This window comes from Streptomyces coacervatus (assembly GCF_029223485.1).
In the GTDB taxonomy this organism is placed as follows: domain Bacteria; phylum Actinomycetota; class Actinomycetes; order Streptomycetales; family Streptomycetaceae; genus Streptomyces; species Streptomyces coacervatus.
The window spans coordinates 166,680-185,647 of sequence record NZ_JARHTP010000007.1 but is presented as its reverse complement, the minus strand read 5'-3'; the positions used below and the strand labels follow the sequence as shown (position 1 = coordinate 185,647).

The window sequence follows — 18,968 nt, the reverse complement described above, 5'->3', positions numbered from 1 at the left end:
TGGCCCGGGACCAGCCACCGGGCATATCGTTACAGGAGCACACATAAGGCGCCTCTGACAGAGGGGGTCGTCATGCTCCCTGAGCTGGTGACGGCGGCCGTGGTGGCGGGTTCCGCCGGCCTCGTCTACCTTGCCGCGGCGGCGAAGGTCGTCAAGCAGTACGAGCGCGGGGTGATCTTCCGGCTCGGGCGGGTCGCCCGTGCCGTGCGGGAGCCCGGCTTCACGATGATCGTCCCGTTCGTGGACCGGATCAGCAAGGTGAACATGCAGATCGTCACGATGCCGGTGCCGGCCCAGGAGGGCATCACCCGGGACAACGTGACGGTGCGCGTGGACGCCGTCGTCTACTTCAGGGTGGTCGACGCGGCGAACGCGCTCATCAAGGTCGAGGACTACAAGTTCGCGGTCTCGCAGATGGCGCAGACGTCCCTGCGGTCGATCATCGGCAAGAGCGAGCTGGACGACCTGCTCTCCAATCGCGAGAAGCTCAACGAGGGCCTGGAGCTGATGATCGACAGCCCGGCCGTCGGCTGGGGCGTGCAGGTCGACCGGGTCGAGATCAAGGACGTGTCCCTGCCGGAAGCGATGAAGCGCTCCATGGCCCGGCAGGCGGAGGCCGACCGGGAGCGGCGGGCCCGGATCATCAACGCGGACGCCGAACTCCAGGCCTCCAAGAAGCTGGCCGAGGCCGCCAAGCAGATGTCCGAACAGCCCGCCGCACTCCAGTTGCGGCTGCTGCAGACGGTGGTGGCGGTGGCCGCCGAGAAGAACTCGACGCTCGTGCTCCCCTTCCCCGTGGAGCTGCTGCGGTTCCTGGAAAGGGCAGCACAGGAACACCAGCCGCCACCCTCGCCTGCACCCCAGCAGGACCACCAGATCGAGCCGTGACACGTGCTGGGCGGGGGCACCGGGACACGACTAGCGTTGTGTCCATGCACCGCAGGCTCGTGATCGTCGCCGCTGCGGCGGCCGTGGGGCTCGCTTCGGGGTGCGGGGACGACGGCGGCGGTACGTCCGTCCCCGCGCCCAGTGCCGCGCGGCGGATCACCGTGACGAGCAGCGCCTTCTCCGACGGCGGCACCGTCCCCCGCCGCTACACCTGCGACGGCGAGGACGTCTCGCCGCCGCTGGATGTGTCCGGCGTACCGGACACCGCCGCCGAACTGGTCGTGCTGGTCGAGGACCCGGACGCCCCGCACGGCACGTTCGTGCACTGGCTGATGTGGGGAATCGACCCGCACGACACCCACTGGGCCGCCGGACAGGTACCCAAGGGCGCCACTCAGGGCCGCAACGGCTTCAAGAAGAACGCGTACGGCGGCCCCTGCCCGCCCAAGGGCAAGCCCCACCACTACGTCTTCTCGGTCTTCGCGGCGGACCAGGCCCTCACCCTCTCCGCCGACGCCACGACCGACGACGTGAAACGCGCACTGACCGGCCACACCGCCGCCTCCGGCACCTTGACCGGCCGCTACGGGCGCTGACCGTCGGGGGTGACCGTCGGGCTGACCGTCGGCCGGTGCGGCGATACGGGATACGCCCGATTCATCCCGTTATGTTAATACGATGATCAGTCGACTTCGAGTACGCCGAGTCCGAGACGTACCCGTACGCCATGCATGCGTACGACATGCAGCCGCCGCCTGTGCACTCGGCGCCGCGCTCGCCGCCTGCGCCGCCCCGGACGCGCCCCACGCCGCCCGCCCGGCTCCCTCCGCGACGTCCGCCGTCCCGTCCCGGCCCCCGACCCTCGCCCCCGGCCCCGCAGGCCTCACTCCCGTCTTCAAGAACGGCCCGCGCACCCAGGGCAGGACGGTCGCGCTCACCTTCGACGCGGACATGACCGCCGACCAGGGGGCGCGGGCCGCGGCCGGGGAGCGATTCGACAACCCGGAACTGATCGCGACGCTGCGGGCGCTGAAGGTGCCGGCGACCGTGTTCATGACCGGGCGGTGGGCGGACGAGTACCCGGTGCAGGCCCGGTCCATCGGGCGGGACCCGCTCTTCGAGATCGCCAATCACTCCTACAGCCACTACGCCTTCACCGGGAACTGCTACGGCCTGCCGACCGTCTCCGCGGACCGGATGCGGTCGGACGTCGAGCGGGCGTACGCCGCGTTCCGCAGGGCCGGGGTGAAGGACGCGATGCCGTACTTCCGCTTCCCGGGCGGGTGTTACGACCGGCAGGCCCTGAAGACGCTGGCCGCGACCGGTGTCACCGCCGTGCAGTGGGACGTGGTGAGCGGCGACGCGTTCGCTACGGACTCGGACGCCGTGGCCCGGCAGGTGCTGGAGGGCGTACAACCGGGGTCGGTCGTCGTCATGCACTGCACACGCAGCGCGGCCCCCGCGACCGAACGGGCCGTCCGACAGATCGTGCCCGAACTACGCAAGCAGGGCTACCGGTTCGTGAAGGTGTCCCAGCTGATCGGCGCCCCAAAGGGGCGCGGGGAACTGCGCGACCAGCCCCCACCGGCCCGCACGTGAATCACCCCGCTTCCAGCGGAGCGCGCAGCGCCGGCTCAGGGCGACCGCCGGGACGTCAACGCGCAGGCCGCCCCCATCGCCACCGCCGCAACGACGGCTGCCGCGACCAACGGCACCAGGGGTACCGGGACCTTGCCCGACTGCGAGCCGGCAACCAGCCCGCTGACCGTCGCCTGCGCAGGCGAGCCCGTCGTCACCGCCGACAACAGCGCCGTGAGCAGCATCGCCGGAACCGCCCGACCGGGCGACCGCAGCACCGGCCAGTTGGTGAGCGCACCGACGGCCGCGCCGAGCAGTGCGCAGGCCAGCGCGGCGAGCAGCCCGGACGCGGCGGCCGGGAGCAGGGCGATCCGGGTGCGGTTGTCCGTGCTCGTCGGGGCGCTGATCAAGGTCACCACGAGGGTCGCGGCCGTGCCGAGCCCCGCCGCCGCGATCAGGGCCACCAGCAGTCGGGCCAGATGTGCCCGCCCCGGCCCGGCGGCCGCGGCCACGCACGCGCGTGCCGCGAGCGGTTCGACGGTGACACAGATCCGTACCAGCCAGGCGGCGACGGGCAGCAGGGCGGCGGCCGTGTACCCGAGCGAGTCGAGGATCGGCTGCCCGCTCTGCACACCGATGCCGAGGAACGCCGCGTACAGGATGACCGGCGGCAGCCAGCGCTGCGAGCGCACAAGGAGGGCGGCCTGGTAGCGGAGGAGGGCGGTCATCGGCGGCTGTCCTTGTCGAGGCGGCTGTCGAGAGGGTGCACGCTGACCACGTGCCACGGCGGGCGGGCCGTCAGCAGGGTGCGCAGCACGATGTCCGAGTGGGACGCGGGGACGGTGAGGCGGTATGTGCCCGGCGCGGCTTCCTCGGCCGAGACGAGGGCGCCCATTGCGTCGGTGGGCGGCTGCCCGCCCTGCGGGCCCTGCGCCTCGACCACGACCTGCGGGCCGTCGGCGGGTGCGGTGGTCTCCCGGGTACGGCGTTCGAGGGCACCGTCGCGCACGGTGTAGGTGGTGTCGGGCGCCCCCGCGAGGCGGCGCGGGTCGTGGTCGACGAAGACCACCGCGCCGCCGGCGGCGGTGCGCTCGGCGACGGCCCGCTCCAGCTCGGTGCGAGCGGCTGCGTCCAGACCGGTCCAGGCCTCGTCGAGGACGAGCAGCTCCGGCTCGGCGAGCAGGGCCTGCGCCACGGCGACCTTCTGGCTGCTGCCCTTCGACAGCTGGGCCATGGGGGTGCGGGCATAGGCGGCTGCGCCGAAGCGGTCCAGCCATTCCCCGGCGGCGCGGGTCGCGGTCCGGTGGGAGAGGCCGTGGATGGTGCCGAGGTGGGTGAGGTAGCCGTGGGGGGTGAAGGGGAGGGCCGACGGGAAGCGTTCAGGGACGTAGGCCGTGCGGGGGCGGCCGGTGATACGGCCCTCGGTGGGGGCGTCCAGGCCGGCCAGAAGGCGCAGGAGGGTCGACTTGCCGGTGCCGTTCGGTCCTTCGACGCGGGTCAGGGTGCCGGGCGCCACTGCGAGGTGGACGCCGCGTAAGACCCACGGGCCGCGGAAGCCGTAGCGGCGGCCGACGTTGTCGAGCCGAAGATCACGTTGCATGAAGCCATCTTCTCGTGCGGATGGCTGGGGCCGATCGCGCCATGGGGTTCACGGTGTGAGGCGGGCTGCGGGCCCCATGGGGCTGACCGTGCCCACGCGGCGGAGCCCGCAAATCGGCGCCGCCCCGCGCCCCTTAAGGTTGGCTGTCGTGAGCCATGACCATACGTCCACCAGCGGCAGCCCCTTCCGGTCCGAGCCCAGCGAGCGCGATCAGGGACAGCAGTTCGTGCTGCCTCTCGTCGTGCACATCGAGAAGGCGGCGCCGCCCGCCCGTACCGACGCGCTGGAGACCGCCGCCCGGTCCGTGCTGGTGATGCTGAGTGACGAGCGGTCCCTCGGGGACGGGGAGTGGGCTCAGGTCATGCGTGACTGGCAGGACGCCCGGATCCGGAAGGTGGTGCGGCGCGCCCGCGGCGCCGAGTGGCGGCGGGTCGAGGCCCTGCCCGGGATCACGGTGAGCGGGAAGTCGGCGGAGGTGCGGGTGTTTCCGCCGGTTCCGCTCGACGGATGGCCCAAGGACCTGGCCAAGTTGCAGGTCTCCGGCACCGATCTCGACGACCCGGAGCCGCCGGCGAAGGCGGACCCCGCGCTGCCCGTGCTGTGGCTGAACCCCGACCTCGGCATGTCGGCCGGCAAGGCGATGGCTCAGGCGGGACACGGTGCCCAACTGGCCTGGTGGGAGCTGTCGGACGAGGAGCGGACGGCCTGGCGGGACGCGGGTTTCCCGCTCGCCGTGCGGAGCGCCGACCCGGAGCGCTGGGCCCAACTGACGTCGAGCGGGCTGCCGTTGGTACGTGACGCGGGATTCACGGAGATCGCGCCCGGCTCCTGCACAGTGGTCGCCGACCATCCGGCGCTGCGCTGACCCGGGGGCGCGCACCGTCGGACGTACGACTTTGCCGACCGTTTGGTTCTTTACCTGTTGTTTGAACAACGCGGATGTCCCGCGCGTACCTCCAGGCATGCGGATCAACGGTACGGCCCTGCTCATCGCGGCCCTCGTCGCCACCCTCGGAGCACTCGCGTTCCCCGTGTGGTCGTACGCCGACCGGTCTGGCACCGGTCAGGCGAACGTCGCGGCGGGGACCGTGAACACCCAGTGGGGTCCGCTGACCGCCGCAGACCGCGATCTGATCGTGCGGGTGCGGCTGGCCGGGCTGTGGGAGCTGCCCGCCGGGCAGCAGGCGATCGAGCGCGCCCCCAGCCAGGCGATCAAGGAGGCGGGCGATCACCTCATCGTCGGTCACACCGACCTCGACAAGCGGGTCCGGATCGTCGCGGCCCAGCTCGGCGTCGAACTGCCGAACCAGCCGAACGAGCAGCAGCAGGGCTGGCTGCAGGAGATGAGCGCGGCGACGGGCGCCGAGTACGAGTACAAGTTCGTGAACCTGCTGCGCTCCGCGCACGGCAAGATCTTCCCGGCCATCGGCACCGTCCGGAACTCCACCCGCAACACGCTCGTACGGCAGCTGGCCTCGGACGCCAACCAGACGGTGCTCGACCACATCACGGTGCTGGAGAAGACCGGCCGGGTCGACTTCGACGCCATCGCCAACGACGCCGTGGCCGGCACCACCGCCAGCCCGACCGGCCCGTCGGCGCCGGTCCCCGGCCAGGTGGCGCCCTCGGCTCCGGCCGCCGGGGCCACCGGTGACGTCAGCACCACCTCCCGGCCGTCGCCGGGCGCACCGGGCACGGTCAACACGAACCGGCCGGATCCGGTGGACTCCGCGCGTGTGCTGCGGTGAGCCGCGACAGCCGGGCCGAACCTCAAATGTTGCTCTGAAGGTTCCGGGGACGGGATTCGGGTCCGGGCGGCGGGGCCATACCCCCGTCACGTTCTTCAAGAAGAGGGCAGGGAGGGGACGGACCATGGAGCGACTGGGAACGGGCATCGGGTGGCGGCCGGAGATCGCCGACGCCGTGGAGCGCATGCCGGGCATCGACTGGGTCGAGGCCGTGGCCGAGAACGTGTGCCCCGGGCACCTCCCCGAGTCGCTGCAGCGGCTGCGCACCCGCGGCGTGACCGTGATCCCGCACGGCGTCTCGCTCGGCCTCGGCGGCGCGGACCGGCCCGACGAGGGCAGGCTCACCGCACTCGCCGAGCGGGTGGAGGCACTGGGTGCGCCACTGGTCACCGAGCACATCGCGTTCGTACGGGCGGGCGGTCCGCTGACGGCGTCCCCGCTGCTGGAGGCCGGGCATCTGCTGCCCGTGCCGCGCACCCGGGACGCCCTCGACGTGCTCTGCGAGAACGTCCGCATCGCACAGGACGCACTGCCGGTGCCGCTCGCCGTCGAGAACATCGCCGCGCTGATCGCCTGGCCGGGCGAGGAGATGACCGAGGGGCAGTTCCTGTACGAGCTGGCCGACCGGACCGGCGTACGGCTCCTGATCGACGTCGCGAACCTGCACACCAACCACGTCAACCGCGGCGAGGACCCGGCCAAGGCGCTCGCCGAACTCCCCCTCGAGGCCATCGCGTACGTCCATGTCGCGGGCGGCTTCGAACGCGACGGCGTCTGGCACGACAGCCACGCCCACCCGGTGCCGAACCCGGTACTCGACATCCTGACCGACCTCGCGTCGCGGGTCTCCCCGCCGGGGGTCCTGCTGGAGCGGGACGAGAACTTTCCCGAACCGGCCGTACTGGAGGGGGAGTTGGAGGCGATCCGGGGGGCCGTGGAAAAGGGGGAGAAGGGACGGGCGATACGGGACGAGGCCGCGGCAGAAGCGGTGGGGGCGGCGGTCGTGGGCACCGTCGCCCCTGCCACCGACCCCGCCCGCCAGCGCCTGGGACTCGCGCAGGCCGCCCTGCTGTCCGCGCTCGTCGCCGGGACACCCGTGCCCGAGGGGTTCGACCGGGTGCGGCTGGGGGTGCAGTCGCGGGCGCTCGCCGGGAAGCGGGCGGATGTCGTGGGGAAGGTCGCGCCCGAGCTGCCGGAGATCCTCGGGGACGCGTACCGGGCCGCCTTCCTCGCGTATGCCCACGGTCACCCGATGACCGGCGGCTACCGCAGGGACGCCCTGGACTTCGCCGGGCATCTGCTGCTCGCCGGGCGCCTTGAGGAGGAGGGGCGGGCCCGGCGCGAGCTCAGGGAGTGGTGGCTGGAACGGTCGGGGCCGGTGCCGCGGTCGCAGCGGCCGGCAGTACGGGTGGCTCGGGCGGCGCGGCGGGTGCTGCTGCACCGCTGAGTGTGCGGGAGACAACAGCTCGCGAGGCCGGGGCGACCTGAACCGCTTAGTAATATGCGGTGCCGTAGGAGGCACCATGCGACCGCGACCACCCGTCACCGGCCGAGGCATATTCAGCGGCACCGGGGTCATCATCGTCGGCCTGACGGCCACCCTGGCAGCGCTGATCTTCCCGATCTGGTCGTACGCCGACCGGTCCGGGACCGGCGTCAGCGCCGACGTTCTCAATGCCCAGACCGTGTCGACGCAGTACGGGCCGCTGTCCGCTCTCGACCGCGACTTCATCACGAGGGTCCGGCTGGCCGGGCTGTGGGAGCTGCCCGCCGGGCAGCAGGCCGAGCAGAAGGGCACCACCCAGGCCGTACGGACGGCGGGGCAGCACCTCGTCGAGGGGCACACCTTCCTCGACCAGCGGGTCCGGGAGGTGGCCGCCAAGCTCGGGCTCCCGCTTCCCAACCAGCCCACTGCCCAGCAGAAGCAGTGGCTGGCGACCCTGAACGCGGCGCAGGGCACGGACTACGACAGCAAGTTCGCCAACATCCTGCGGCTGGCGCACGGCAAGGTCTTCTCGGTCGTCGCCCAGGTCCGTGCGAGCACCCGAAACTCGCTGGTGCGCGCGCTCGCCGACGATGCGAACACGACCGTGCTGGACCACATCAGGGTCCTTGAGGCCACGGGGTACATCGACTGGGACGCGCTCGCCCGGGACATGGCCACGGCGAGCACTCCCCCGCTGACCGGCTCGACGGCAGGCCCGGGCCCCGTCGTCCCGGTCGAGCCGTCGCCGTCCGCGACCTACACGCTTCCGCCGGCCGCCTCCAGCCCGGCGCCGCAACAGCCATAGCCCCACCTGCACACCAAGCGGAACGTCACGTACCGACAACGCTCCGTCCGGATTGTGAACAGGGCATGGCGTTCCACCGAGCATCTGGCATAGAAACGCGGCATGTTCTGGGTCCTCCTCCTGCTGCTGGCCTGGGCCGCCGCCGGCACCGCGTGCACGCGGTTGTGCCTGGCCGCCGTACGTGCGGCGGCCGTTGAAGCAGACGTCGAAGCGGATGTCCGGCGGCATGGTCTGACGCTCTACGAGGCCGCGTTCCTGTCCGGCGGGCCCGGCCGGGTCGCCGATCTGACCATGGTCTCGATGGCCCGGCAGCGGCGGCTGCTGCTCGCCCACACGGGCTGGGCGACCGTGGTCGACCCGCGCGGCCGGGACGACATGGAACGGTCCGTCATAGGGGCCATCGGGCCCGAGGGGCAGAACCGCATAGCCCCGGTGCGGGCCGCCGCGGCCTCCGCGGACGCGGTCGCCGGTCTCGCCGACCGGCTCGTCGACGCGGGCCTGGCGGTGCCCGCCGGCGCCCGGACCACCGTCGCGGCGGGGGTGCGCCAGGTGCAGCTCGCCGCGGTCGCCGTCCTCGTGCTGGGTGCGATCGCGCTGCTGGTGCCCGCCCAGCCGGACATGCCGCGCGGCCTGGTCGCCCTGTGGTTCGCGCTGCCGCTCGCGCTGACGCTCAGCTGTCTGGCCATCGCCCGGGTGGAGGCCCATCCGTACTCGCGCTGGGCCTCCCCGGCCGGGCAGCGGCTGCTGGGCGCCCTGACCCGGCGCGCCGGGAGCGGTGACGACCGTACATATCTCACCACTGTCGCCGTACGGGGCGTCCGCGCGATCGGCGAACCGGACCTGCGCGCGGCCTTCGCGCACCGCGACCAGTCCTGGCGTGAACCACACATCAGGGGCGCATAGGGGGCATTGAGGCCGACACCGCCGGGGCGGTGCTTGCCTTCTGCATGCACCGAACGAAACATCCCTTTTGTCGCTGCCATGCACCGAAGGGATACCTCATGAGAGCTGTCGCCCTCTACTCGGCCGCCGGATCCTTGGTCCTGACCGCCCTCGCGGCCGCCCCGGCCGGCAGCGCACCCGTCGTCCCGGACGCGGCCGAGCTGCACGGCACGGCGGTGGCCGCCGCGCGCGCCCGGGCCGCCGGCATCGACTTCGGGAAGTGCGCCGACGCACAGGACACACCGGGCACCATGGAGTGCGGCACGGTGTCCGTTCCGCTCGACTACGCGCATCCCCGCGGCAAGCAGATCAAGCTGACCGTCAGCCGGGTGGCGGCCACCCACAAGGACCCCCAGAACAGCAAGCGGCGGGTGCCCCGGCAGGGCGCCCTGGTCTACAACCCGGGCGGGCCGGGCGGCGACGGTCTGTACTTCCCGCTCGTCGGCTTGCTCCCGGAGTGGAAGCCCCTCGCGGCGGCATACGACCTGATCGGCTACCAACCGCGCGGCGTCGGAAAGTCCTCACCGCTGTCCTGCGAGGAACCCAAGCTCTTCTTCAAGGCGCCCTCGCAGGCACCGACGTACCCCTCGGAGTCCTACAAACAGGAGCGCATCGCGGAGGCGAAGGCCTACGCGCAGGGCTGCGCCAAGCGGTCCGGCAGCGGGCTCCAGTACTTCAACTCGCTCAACAACGCCCGTGACCTGGACGTGGTGCGGGCGGCGCTGGGCGAGGGGCAGCTGACGTTCATGGGCGCGTCGTACGGCACCTACTTCGGGGCGCTGTACGCGACGCTGTTCCCCTCGCATGTGCGGCGGATGGTGTTCGACTCGGCGGTGAACCCGGATCCCGAGCAGATCTGGTACCGCAACAACCTCGACCAGTCGGCCGCGTTCGAGAACCGCTGGGCGGACTTCCGGGACTGGATCGCCCGGCACGACGACGCATACGGGCTGGGAAAGACGGCCGACGCGGTGCAGCGCAGCTACGAGAAGGCGAGCGCCCAGCTCGCGGCGAAGCCGGCGGGCGGCAAGGTGGGCCCGGCGGAACTGCAGGCCGCGTTCCTGTCGGCCGGGTACTACGACGACTACTGGCCGACCCGCGCAAAGGCGCTCTCGGCGTATCTGAAGGGCGACGCGAAGCCGCTCGTCGAGCAGGCCGGGCCCGCCACGGAGGGGGCGGCCGAGGCGGAGAACACCAACGCGGTGTACACGGCCGTCGAATGCAATGACGCACCCTGGCCGACGGACTGGAAGGTCTGGGACGAGGACAACACGCAGCTTGCGCGCGAAGCGCCGTTCGAGACCTGGGACAACGCCTGGATGAACCTGCCGTGCGCCTACTGGCCGGCGCCCCGGCAGCAGCCGCTCGACGTGCGGACCGGGCCGGGTGAGCTGCCGCCGACGCTGATCCTGGCCGCCGAGCGGGACGCGGCCACGCCGTACGACGGCGCCGTGGAGCTGCACCGGCGGCTGAGCGGCTCGGTCCTGGTGACCGAGCGGGAGGCCGGCACGCACGGCATCGCGGGCGGCCCGAACCGGTGCATCAACGGTTACCTGGACGCGTATCTGCTGGAGGGCCGGCTGCCGGTGGACCGGGCGTCCTGCGCGCCGCACGCGGAGCCGAAGCCGGCCGGGCCGGGCGACCGCTCCCGCCCGGCGCCCATGAAGGAGTCGCTGAAGGGGAAGGCCGTCCGACACTGACTTCTTTCGTCTACCGCGCCGTCGTGGCTGGTCGCGCCCCGCGGCGGAGCCGCTGATGTCACGGCCCCGCGCCCCTTCAGGGCGCGGGGAACCGTAGCGGATTCCGCCCGACGTGCTTAGGCCAGGCCCGCGATCAATTCCGCGATGTCCTTGCGGCGGCCCGTGTAGAACGGGACCTCCTCGCGGACGTGCATGCGGGCCTCGGAGGCGCGCAGGTGGCGCATGAGGTCGACGATGCGGTACAGCTCGTCGGCCTCGAAGGCCAGGAGCCACTCGTAGTCGCCCAGCGAGAACGACGCGACCGTGTTGGCGCGCACGTCCGGGAAGCCGCGGGCCATCTTGCCGTGGTCGGCGAGCATGCGGCGGCGGTCCTCGTCGGGCAGCAGGTACCAGTCGTAGCTGCGCACGAAGGGGTAGACGCTGACGTAGTTGCGGGGCGTCTCGTCGGCGAGGAAGGCCGGGATGTGCGAGCGGTTGAACTCGGCGGGGCGGTGCAGCGCCATGTTCGACCAGACCGGCTCCAGGGCGCGGCCCAGCTTGGTGCGGCGGAAGAGGTTGTACGCCTCCTGCAGCTGGTCGCTGGTCTCCGCGTGCCACCAGATCATGAGGTCGGCGTCGGCGCGCAGACCCGACACGTCGTACGTGCCGCGGATCGTCACGTCCTTGGCGGCGAGCTGGTCGAACAGCTCCTGGACCTCGTCGGCGTAGCCCGCGCGGTCCTCGGGCAGTACGTCCTTCAGCTTGAAGACGGACCACAGGGTGTAGCGGATGACCTCGTTGAGGTCCTTGGCCAGCTTGCCCTTGTTCGGGATCCGCTCCGGGGCGGTGGTCTCGGGGGCAGTGGTGGGGGCGTCGTCACTCATGCGGCTATTCTCCCGCTCCGCCGTGCAGGCTCTGCACCGGGTTGGCGGTGAGCTCGTCCACACCGCTCAGGTCGCCGTGGATCTGGTCCACCGCGGCGTATGCGCTCGCGATGCAGGCCGGGATGCCGACGCCGTCGTACTGCGCGCCGCACACGGCGAGGCCCGGCAGCTTGGCGACGTGCTCGCGGATGCGGGCCACGCGCGCGTGGTGGCCGACGGGGTACTGGGGCAGGCCGTCGGTCCAGCGGGTGACGCGGGTCTCGAGGGGCGTGGCATCCAGTCCGGTGGCCTCGCGCAGGTCGTGCCGGGAGACGTCCACCAGGCCGGCGTCCTCGCGCTGGAGGATCTCGGTCTCGCCGTACCGGCCGACGGAGGTGCGCAGGACGACCGTGTCCGGGTTCTCGTCGGCGATCCAGCCCCACTTCTGCGAGGCGAACGTCGACGCCTTGATGGTGCGCCCGTCGACCGGCGGCACCAGGAAGCCGCTGCCCTCGGGGAGCTCGGTGTCGGTGCGGCGGTAGGCGAGGGTGACCAGCGCCATCGACGCGTACTCGACGCCGGCGAGCTCGGTGGCGGCCTCCGGTGCCTCGGGGCGCAGGAGGGCGGCGGCCGCGGGGGCGGGGACGGCCACGACGACGGCGTCCGCGTGCAGCACACGGTCACCGGCGACGACACGCCAGCCGCCGGGGGCCTCGCGGCGCAGCTCCGTCACCGGTGCCTCTGTGAGGATCTCGCCGCCGCGGGCCCGCACCGACTCCGCGACCGCGAGCGGGAGGCTGCCCACGCCGCCCTGGATGCCCATGAAGACCGGGCCGGTCTGCTGGGCGGCGGCCATCCTGGCCTGGATCTCGCGGACCCCCTCGGTGAGCGAGTCGTGCGTCTTCGCGATCTGGTACAGCTGCGGGATCGCCGAGCGCATGGAGATGCGGTACGCGTCGCCCGCGTAGACACCGCCGAGCAGGGGTTCCACCAGGCGGTCGACGACCTCGCGGCCCAATCGGGCCGCCACGTACTCCCCGACCGCCACGTCGTCGCCGACCTCCGTGCGCGGCAGGTCGGCGTCGCGGTCGATGCGGGCGAGGCCCTCGTCGGACAGGACGCCGGTCAGGGCGGCGGCGGTGCCGGGGACGCCCATGACATGGCCCTTGGGCATGGGGCGCAGGGCGCCGCGGGTCCAGATCGAGGCCGTCGCGGTGGCTGGCGGCTGCAGGCTCCCGTCGAGGCCCACCTCGCGCGCGAGGGCCACCGCTTCCGGTCTGCGCGCCAGCATCGACTCGGCGCCGAAGTCCACGCGCGCGCCGGCGATCTCACCGGGCAGCAGCTTGCCGCCGACACGGTCCGACGCCTCCAGCACGGTCACCAGCGCACCGCGCTGCAACAGCCGGTGGGCCGCGGCCAGTCCGGCGATTCCGGCTCCGATGACGACGACCCGCCCGGCGCCCGTACGACTCTCCACTTCGCGCATGTCCTCAAGCCTCTCAGACCCCACCGACAGTCCGTCCGCGCCCCGGTGTCCGGCACGAGTCCCGACCGTGACCGCATCGGGACCGTCCGGGTCCAACGTCCAGGCCCGTCCGGGCGTCGAAGGAGCGTCAGTCGTCACGACCCTCGGGGGTACTCCAGATGCGCGCACAACGTCCCGTACGACCTGTCCGGGCCCTGGCGGGGATCCTGCTCGCCGCGGCACTCGCGCTCACCGGATGCAGCGGGAGCAGTTCCGATTCCGGCGGCAGCAGCGCCGCCGACAAGGCCGTCCGGAGCGACGGGAAGGCGGCCGCTCCGGGCGGCGAGAAGAACGCGGGCGGCTCCCGCGCGGCCCGGGCGCCCAAGCTCACCGCGAGCAGCATCATCCGCACCGCCTCGCTGACCGTGCAGGTCAAGGACGTACCGAAGGCCCTCGACGAGGCCCGCACCACGACCGAGAACGCGGGCGGCTACGTCGGCGACGAGACCACCAGCCGGGACGGGAAGGGCCGCGAGCGGACCCGTGTCGTCCTGCGCGTGCCGGTCGACAAGTACGACGAGGTCCTCGCCGATCTGCAGGGCGCGGGCAAGCTCCTCGACCGCACCGCGAAGGCCGAGGACGTCACCGACCAGGTCGTCGACGTGGACAGCCGCATCAAGTCGCAGCGGGCCAGCGTGGCCCGGGTCCGGGAGCTGATGGACCGGGCCACCAAGCTCAGCGATGTCGTGGAGCTGGAGGGCGAGTTGAGCAACCGGGAGGCCGACCTGGAGGCGCTGCTCGCCCAGCAGGCGTCCCTGAAGGACCGCACGAGTCTCGCGACGATCACCCTCTCCCTTTCCCAGACCCCGGCGAAGGCGGCAGCGAAGGACGACAACCCCGGGTTCGTGGACGCGCTGGCCGGCGGCTGGGACGCGTTCCTGACGATGCTGCGCTGGCTGGCGGTGGCGTTCGGCGCGGTGCTGCCGTTCGCCGCGGTGGCGGCCCTGATCGCGCTGGCCTGGCTGCGGCTGGTCCGGCCCCGGCGGCCGCACCGCCCGGCCCCCGCACCCGCCCCCGCACCCGCGCCCGCGACGAGCGCGCTGGGCTCGCAGCCGAGCGGCGAGAACGAAGACTGAGGAGACTGAGGAGTACGGGCCTGAAATGCCCTGCCCCCGTAGCGTGTTCGCATGGACATGAGCGCTGCGAGGGAACGACTGGTGGTGATCGGCGGCGACGCCGCGGGGATGTCCGCGGCGTCGCAGGCACGCCGGCTGAAGGGCTCCGACGAGCTGGAGATAGTGGCGTTCGAACGCGGCCACTTCACGTCGTACTCGGCCTGCGGCATCCCGTACTGGGTGGGCGGGGACGTCGGCGAACGGGACGAGTTGATCGCCCGTACGCCCGAGGAGCACCGTGCGCGGGACATCGATCTGCGCATGCGGACGGAGGTCACGGAGATCGACGTGGCGGGCGGGCGGGTACGCGCGCGTGACATCGATTCCGGCGCCGAGTCCTGGACGTCGTACGACAAACTCGTGATCGCGACGGGAGCCCGCCCGATCCGCCCCGACCTGCCGGGCGCGGACGCCCCCGGAGTCCACGGTGTGCAGACCCTCGACGACGGCCAGGCGCTCATCGACTCGCTCACGCGCACGCGTGGCCGTCGCGCGGTGGTCGTCGGGGCGGGCTACATCGGCGTGGAGATGGCCGAGGCGCTCATCAACCGCGGCTACGAGGTGACCGTCGTCAACCGTGGCAGCGAGCCGATGTCCACCCTCGACCCCGACATGGGCCGCCTGGTGCACGAGGCCATGGAGGGCATGGGCATCACCATGGTCGACAACGCGCAGGTGACCAAGGTGCACACCGGCGAGGACGGCCGGGTGCGGGCGGTGGCCACGGAGGACGCCGAGTACCCCGCGGACGTGGTGGTCCTGGGCATCGGTGTACGCCCGGAGACGGCGCTCGCGAAGGCGGCCGGACTGCCCCTGGGCGCCCACGGCGGCCTGCTCACCGACCTGTCGATGCGGGTGCGCGGGCACGAGAACATCTGGGCCGGGGGCGACTGCGTCGAGGTCCTCGACCTGGTCTCCGGCCAGGAGCGCCACTTCGCCCTCGGCACCCACGCCAACAAGCACGGCCAGGTCATCGGCAGCAACGTCGGCGGCGGCTACGCCACCTTCCCCGGAGTCGTCGGCACCGCCGTGTCCAAGGTCTGCGACCTGGAGATCGCCCGCACGGGCCTGCGCGAGAAGGACGCCCGCAGGGTCGGATTGCAGTACGAGACAGTCACCATCGAGTCGACGAGCCGGGCGGGCTACTACCCGAAAGCCTCCCTCATGACGGTCAAGATGCTCGCCGAGCGCCGGACGGGCCGCCTGCTGGGAGTACAGATCGTGGGCCGCGAGGGCGCGGCCAAGCGCGTCGACATCGCAGCGGTGGCCCTCACGGCCCGCATGACGGTGGAACAGATGACGGCGCTGGACCTGGGTTACGCGCCCCCGTTCAGCCCGGTCTGGGACCCGGTCCTGGTCGCCGCCCGCAAAGCAGCAAGAGCGGTGGTGCAAGGCTTTTAGGCTTTAGGGGCGCGGGGCTGTGTCGATTTGCGGCTCCGCCGCGCGGGCGCGACCAGCCACAACGGACCCGCAGCCAACAACGCACCCGCGCCCCCACGGCGAACCCCCTACGCGGAACCGTTGATCCTCTCGATCGCCTGCCGCGCCTGCTCCGCCGGAGGCCGCGGCGGCAACGAGGACACCGAGGCGGTGGAGGTCATGGCAGGGGCGGCCGACACGGCCGCCGGCTGCTCCCCCGCCGGCTTCGCATGCGAAGCACTCCGTACGGACCGCAACCGATGACTCACCGCCTCGTCCAGCGTCACCGGCCGCTGCATCTGCGAAGCCAGCCGTCCGGCCTCCTGGCCGAGCCGGGCGACGTCCTCCCACGGCAACTTCACCACCAGGGAGATCTCCGCCTCCCCGTCGGGCGTGGCGTGCATCGGAGGAGTAACTCGGTCGTTCATCGCCTGTTCCTCACGTCGTCCCCGCGACCCGCCTTCCCCGTGCCGCGGGCGGTTGAGGAGACATACGCACGCGCGCGTACCCGCGTTCACCGATTCGCCCGGTTCACCGAGGGCACTAATTCCTTGTGGTCATACCCGTCCATGACGTGAACCCGGTGCGCCGCACCCCCTGGGTGACCTACGCACTGATCGCCGCGAACGTGTACGTCTTCCTGTCCACGCCCGGCCTCGCCGGTTCCATGGCGGGCGACAGCAGCCTGTCCCAGCTGTGCCACCTGCACGCGTTCCTGGACCACTACGCGGCCGTACCGCGGGAGTTGATCCACCATCAGCTGCCTCGGGTGGTCCCTACGGGCGCCGTGGGCGTGGGCGCGCACGGGGCGGGCTGCGTGGTGGCCCCGCCGGGCTACGACAAGTCCCCGCCCCTCAGCGTCTTCACCGCGATGTTCCTGCACGGCAGCTGGCTGCACCTGCTCGGCAACATGCTCTTCCTGCTGATCTTCGGCAACAACGTCGAGGACCGCATGGGTCACATCAGGTACGCGCTGTTCTACGTCGTCTGCGGCTACGCGGCGTCGTACGGCTTCGCGCTGGTCAACGCCGACTCGTCCGCCCCGCTGATCGGTGCGTCGGGAGCCATCGCCGGTGTCCTGGGCGCCTATCTGGTGCTGTATCCGAAGGCCAGGGTCTGGGTCCTCGTGCCGTTCCTGGTCTTCCTGCCGCTGAGACTGCCGGCCTGGCTGGTGCTGGGCTTCTGGTTCGTACTGCAGGCCCTGTACTCGTCCGGCGAGGGCGTCTCCGACGCAGGGACGGTGGCGTACGCGGCGCACATCGTCGGGTTCCTCGTCGGCATGCTGCTCGCCTGGCCGCTCAAGCCGGGCACTCCCCCACCACCGGAACCGCGCGGCCTGCTGTTCGGCAGAAGGGCGCGGCCCCGGCACACGTGGTGAGCGCTGCTTACCGAGCCGTCTGGGTGTGGACGTACTCCACGAGCCTGGTCAGCGCGTCCGGGTCGGTGGACGGCATGACGCCGTGGCCGAGGTTGAAGACGTGGCCCTCCAGACCTGCCGCCGAGTCGAGGACCTCGCGGGTCTTGGCCTCGACGGCCTCCTGGGAGGCGAACAGGACGGTCGGGTCGAGGTTGCCCTGGAGCGCCTTGCCGGGGCCGACCCGGCGGGCGGCCTCGTCGAGCGGGACGCGCCAGTCGACGCCCACGACGTCCGCGCCGGCCTCGCCCATGAGCTTCAGGAGCTCGCCGGTGCCGACGCCGAAGTGGATGCGCGGGACGCCGTAGCCCTCGACCGCGCGGAAGACCTTGGCGGAGGCGGGCAGCACCGAGTTGCGGTAGTCGGCCGGGGAGAGGGCGCCCGCCCAGGAGTCGAAGAGCTGGACGGCGCTGGCGCCCGCCTCGATCTGGACCTTGAGGAAGGCGGTTGTGATGTCGGCGAGGCGGTCGAGGAGGTCGGCCCACAGCTCGGGGTCGCCGTACATGATCGCCTTGGCGTTCTCGTACGTGCGGGACGGGCCGCCCTCGATGAGGTAGCTCGCGAGGGTGAAAGGCGCGCCGGCGAAGCCGATGAGGGGGGTGGCGCCGAGTTCGGCGGTGAGCAGGCCGATGGCCTCGGTGACGTAGGAGACGTCTTCCGGGGTGAGGTCGCGCAGCTGGGCGAGGTCGGCGCGGGTGCGGATGGGCTTCTCGACGACCGGGCCGACGCCGGGCTTGATGTCGAGGTCGATGCCGATGGCCTTGAGCGGGACGACGATGTCGCTGAAGTAGACCGCCGCGTCGACGCCGTGCCGGCGGACCGGCTGGAGGGTGATCTCGGCGGCGAGCTCGGGCCGCATGCAGGACTCGAGCATCGGGATGCCCTCGCGCACCTTGCGGTACTCCGGCAGTGAGCGCCCGGCCTGCCGCATGAACCACACCGGAGTGTGCGGCACGGGCTCGCGCCTGCACGCCTTCATGAAGGCCGAGTCGTACGTGGCTGTCGGCTGTGGCTGGGCCTGGCCCGCGGGGCTCTCGTTCGCACTCACGACCGCAAGTCTCGCACGGCGCCGGAGGCGCGAAGGCCGCGGTTGATGGGGCACTATCCGGACAGGCGGCCCCCGCACGGGTGTCCCTCCCTGCGCGAAGCCCCCGTTCCCTTTAATCTTCCCCGCATGGCTGCGGCTCAGGGACGACTGTCGGACGGCGCTGACGGAATGGACGACACCAAGGAGGGGGACCGGAATGGCAGCAGTGCACCTCCGTTGCCCTTCCGGGCTGCCGTCGACGCGCTGAGGACCGCGCGGCTGCGGCCGCAGATCGAGGTCGAGCCGGCGCCGGCGCCCAAGCGGCTCGCGCCCTTCGCGTATGCGTTGGAGGCCGCGGTCGTCGACGGTGACCAGGACCTGGCCGACGGCCGGCTGGTGCTGCTGCACGACCCGGACGGGCACGACGCCTGGCGGGGCGCCTTCCGGCTGGTGACGCTGGTGCGCGCGGAGCTGGAGCCGGAGATGGCCGCCGATCCGCTGCTGCCCGACGTGTGCTGGTCCTGGCTGACCGGCGCCCTCCAGGCGCGCAGCCTGTCGTACGGCGAAGCGAGCGGTACCGTCACCCGCGCGAGCTCCCACTACTTCGGCGGCCTGGCGGAGCGCCCTGCCGCCTCGCAGATCGAGATCCGCGCCTCCTGGACGCCCCGTGAGGGCCTGGGCGGCGTCCCGGACACTGCGTCCCACCTGGCCTCCTGGTGCGACCTGCTGGCCCAGGTCGCGGGCCTGCCGCCGGCCGGTCCGGGCGACGCCTCGATCGTGACGCTGCCGCAGCGGCGGGACCCGCAGTCACGCTGACCGTCACCCACTGGCCGTCACTTTGTCGATACGGCCACTTTCAGTCACGAACAGAGCCGCGAA

At 72.1% G+C, this 18,968-nt stretch carries 19 protein-coding genes; 13 read left to right on the top strand and 6 right to left on the bottom strand.

Translation table 11 applies throughout. From position 1 onward, the window contains the following. Nucleotides 1-72 precede the first annotated feature (72 nt). The 3 genes from P2Q00_RS19005 (at nucleotide 73) to P2Q00_RS18995 (ending at nucleotide 2,487) form a co-directional block, all read left to right on the top strand. A complete protein-coding gene (locus tag P2Q00_RS19005; RefSeq protein ID WP_275773773.1) occupies nucleotides 73-888 on the top strand; it encodes a slipin family protein in 816 nt (271 codons plus the stop codon). A 44-nt stretch (nucleotides 889-932) separates the two neighbouring features. Continuing rightward, entirely contained in the window at nucleotides 933-1,484 is a 552-nt protein-coding gene (locus P2Q00_RS19000) for a YbhB/YbcL family Raf kinase inhibitor-like protein (protein WP_275773772.1), read from the top strand. Between the two features lie 82 nt (nucleotides 1,485-1,566). Continuing rightward, nucleotides 1,567-2,487 carry a polysaccharide deacetylase family protein gene (locus tag P2Q00_RS18995; protein WP_275773771.1) on the top strand — a complete coding sequence of 307 codons (921 nt, stop codon included), beginning with the start codon at nucleotides 1,567-1,569 and terminating at the stop codon, nucleotides 2,485-2,487. Nucleotides 2,488-2,522: 35 nt separating this feature from the next. On the opposite strand, the gene P2Q00_RS18990 is transcribed toward P2Q00_RS18995, so the two are convergent. Continuing rightward, the gene (locus P2Q00_RS18990; protein WP_275773770.1) at nucleotides 2,523-3,194 is read right to left on the bottom strand and encodes an ABC transporter; all 672 of its coding nucleotides are present in this window, start codon (nucleotides 3,192-3,194) and stop codon (nucleotides 2,523-2,525) included. Further along, nucleotides 3,191-4,066, bottom strand: a complete 876-nt coding sequence (locus tag P2Q00_RS18985; RefSeq protein WP_275773769.1) for an ABC transporter ATP-binding protein — start codon at nucleotides 4,064-4,066, stop codon at nucleotides 3,191-3,193. The genes P2Q00_RS18990 and P2Q00_RS18985 overlap by 4 nt, the downstream gene beginning before the upstream one ends. 148 nt (nucleotides 4,067-4,214) lie before the next feature. On the opposite strand from P2Q00_RS18985, the gene P2Q00_RS18980 reads away from it, so the two are divergent. The 6 genes from P2Q00_RS18980 (at nucleotide 4,215) to P2Q00_RS18955 (ending at nucleotide 10,747) form a co-directional block, all read left to right on the top strand. Then, nucleotides 4,215-4,931, top strand: a complete 717-nt coding sequence (locus P2Q00_RS18980) for an aminoacyl-tRNA hydrolase (protein ID WP_275773768.1) — start codon at nucleotides 4,215-4,217, stop codon at nucleotides 4,929-4,931. 97 nt (nucleotides 4,932-5,028) lie between these two features. After that, entirely contained in the window at nucleotides 5,029-5,814 is a 786-nt protein-coding gene (locus P2Q00_RS18975; RefSeq protein WP_275773767.1) for a DUF4142 domain-containing protein, read from the top strand. Nucleotides 5,815-5,938: 124 nt separating this feature from the next. After that, entirely contained in the window at nucleotides 5,939-7,261 is a 1,323-nt protein-coding gene (locus P2Q00_RS18970; protein ID WP_275773766.1) for an MbnB/TglH/ChrH family RiPP precursor modification enzyme, read from the top strand. A gap of 76 nt (nucleotides 7,262-7,337) precedes the next feature. Then, nucleotides 7,338-8,105 carry a DUF4142 domain-containing protein gene (locus tag P2Q00_RS18965; RefSeq protein ID WP_275773765.1) on the top strand — a complete coding sequence of 256 codons (768 nt, stop codon included), beginning with the start codon at nucleotides 7,338-7,340 and terminating at the stop codon, nucleotides 8,103-8,105. Between the two features lie 102 nt (nucleotides 8,106-8,207). Beyond that, nucleotides 8,208-9,008, top strand: a complete 801-nt coding sequence (locus tag P2Q00_RS18960) for a TIGR04222 domain-containing membrane protein (protein WP_275773764.1) — start codon at nucleotides 8,208-8,210, stop codon at nucleotides 9,006-9,008. Nucleotides 9,009-9,106: 98 nt separating this feature from the next. Then, the gene (locus tag P2Q00_RS18955) at nucleotides 9,107-10,747 is read left to right on the top strand and encodes an alpha/beta hydrolase (protein WP_275773763.1); all 1,641 of its coding nucleotides are present in this window, start codon (nucleotides 9,107-9,109) and stop codon (nucleotides 10,745-10,747) included. A gap of 116 nt (nucleotides 10,748-10,863) precedes the next feature. Here the strand turns inward: P2Q00_RS18955 and hemQ are convergent, their stop codons facing one another. Both hemQ and hemG read right to left on the bottom strand, forming a co-directional pair. Continuing rightward, the gene (hemQ, locus tag P2Q00_RS18950; protein ID WP_275773762.1) at nucleotides 10,864-11,610 is read right to left on the bottom strand and encodes a hydrogen peroxide-dependent heme synthase; all 747 of its coding nucleotides are present in this window, start codon (nucleotides 11,608-11,610) and stop codon (nucleotides 10,864-10,866) included. Nucleotides 11,611-11,614: 4 nt separating this feature from the next. Continuing rightward, nucleotides 11,615-13,075 (bottom strand): protoporphyrinogen oxidase, encoded by a 1,461-nt coding sequence (hemG, locus tag P2Q00_RS18945; RefSeq protein ID WP_275773761.1) that lies wholly within the window; start codon nucleotides 13,073-13,075, stop codon nucleotides 11,615-11,617. 158 nt (nucleotides 13,076-13,233) lie between these two features. Between hemG and P2Q00_RS18940 the strand changes: the two genes are divergently transcribed. Together P2Q00_RS18940 and P2Q00_RS18935 are read left to right on the top strand one after the other, a co-directional pair. After that, nucleotides 13,234-14,190 (top strand): DUF4349 domain-containing protein, encoded by a 957-nt coding sequence (locus P2Q00_RS18940; protein ID WP_275773760.1) that lies wholly within the window; start codon nucleotides 13,234-13,236, stop codon nucleotides 14,188-14,190. A 51-nt stretch (nucleotides 14,191-14,241) separates the two neighbouring features. Beyond that, entirely contained in the window at nucleotides 14,242-15,630 is a 1,389-nt protein-coding gene (locus P2Q00_RS18935) for an FAD-dependent oxidoreductase (RefSeq protein WP_275773759.1), read from the top strand. A gap of 107 nt (nucleotides 15,631-15,737) precedes the next feature. Here the strand turns inward: P2Q00_RS18935 and P2Q00_RS18930 are convergent, their stop codons facing one another. After that, the gene (locus P2Q00_RS18930; protein WP_275773758.1) at nucleotides 15,738-16,076 is read right to left on the bottom strand and encodes a hypothetical protein; all 339 of its coding nucleotides are present in this window, start codon (nucleotides 16,074-16,076) and stop codon (nucleotides 15,738-15,740) included. 125 nt (nucleotides 16,077-16,201) lie between these two features. Here P2Q00_RS18930 and P2Q00_RS18925 point away from each other — a divergent pair, with 125 nt between their 5' ends. Beyond that, complete coding sequence (locus P2Q00_RS18925; RefSeq protein WP_275773757.1) at nucleotides 16,202-17,026, top strand: rhomboid family intramembrane serine protease; 825 nt, start codon at nucleotides 16,202-16,204, stop codon at nucleotides 17,024-17,026. 7 nt (nucleotides 17,027-17,033) lie between these two features. Here P2Q00_RS18925 and hemE read toward each other — a convergent pair whose 3' ends face one another. Next, entirely contained in the window at nucleotides 17,034-18,110 is a 1,077-nt protein-coding gene (hemE, locus tag P2Q00_RS18920; RefSeq protein WP_275773756.1) for a uroporphyrinogen decarboxylase, read from the bottom strand. A 126-nt stretch (nucleotides 18,111-18,236) separates the two neighbouring features. Here hemE and P2Q00_RS18915 point away from each other — a divergent pair, with 126 nt between their 5' ends. Further along, complete coding sequence (locus tag P2Q00_RS18915; RefSeq protein ID WP_275773755.1) at nucleotides 18,237-18,905, top strand: DUF3000 domain-containing protein; 669 nt, start codon at nucleotides 18,237-18,239, stop codon at nucleotides 18,903-18,905. The last annotated feature ends 63 nt before the right edge of the window (nucleotides 18,906-18,968 follow it).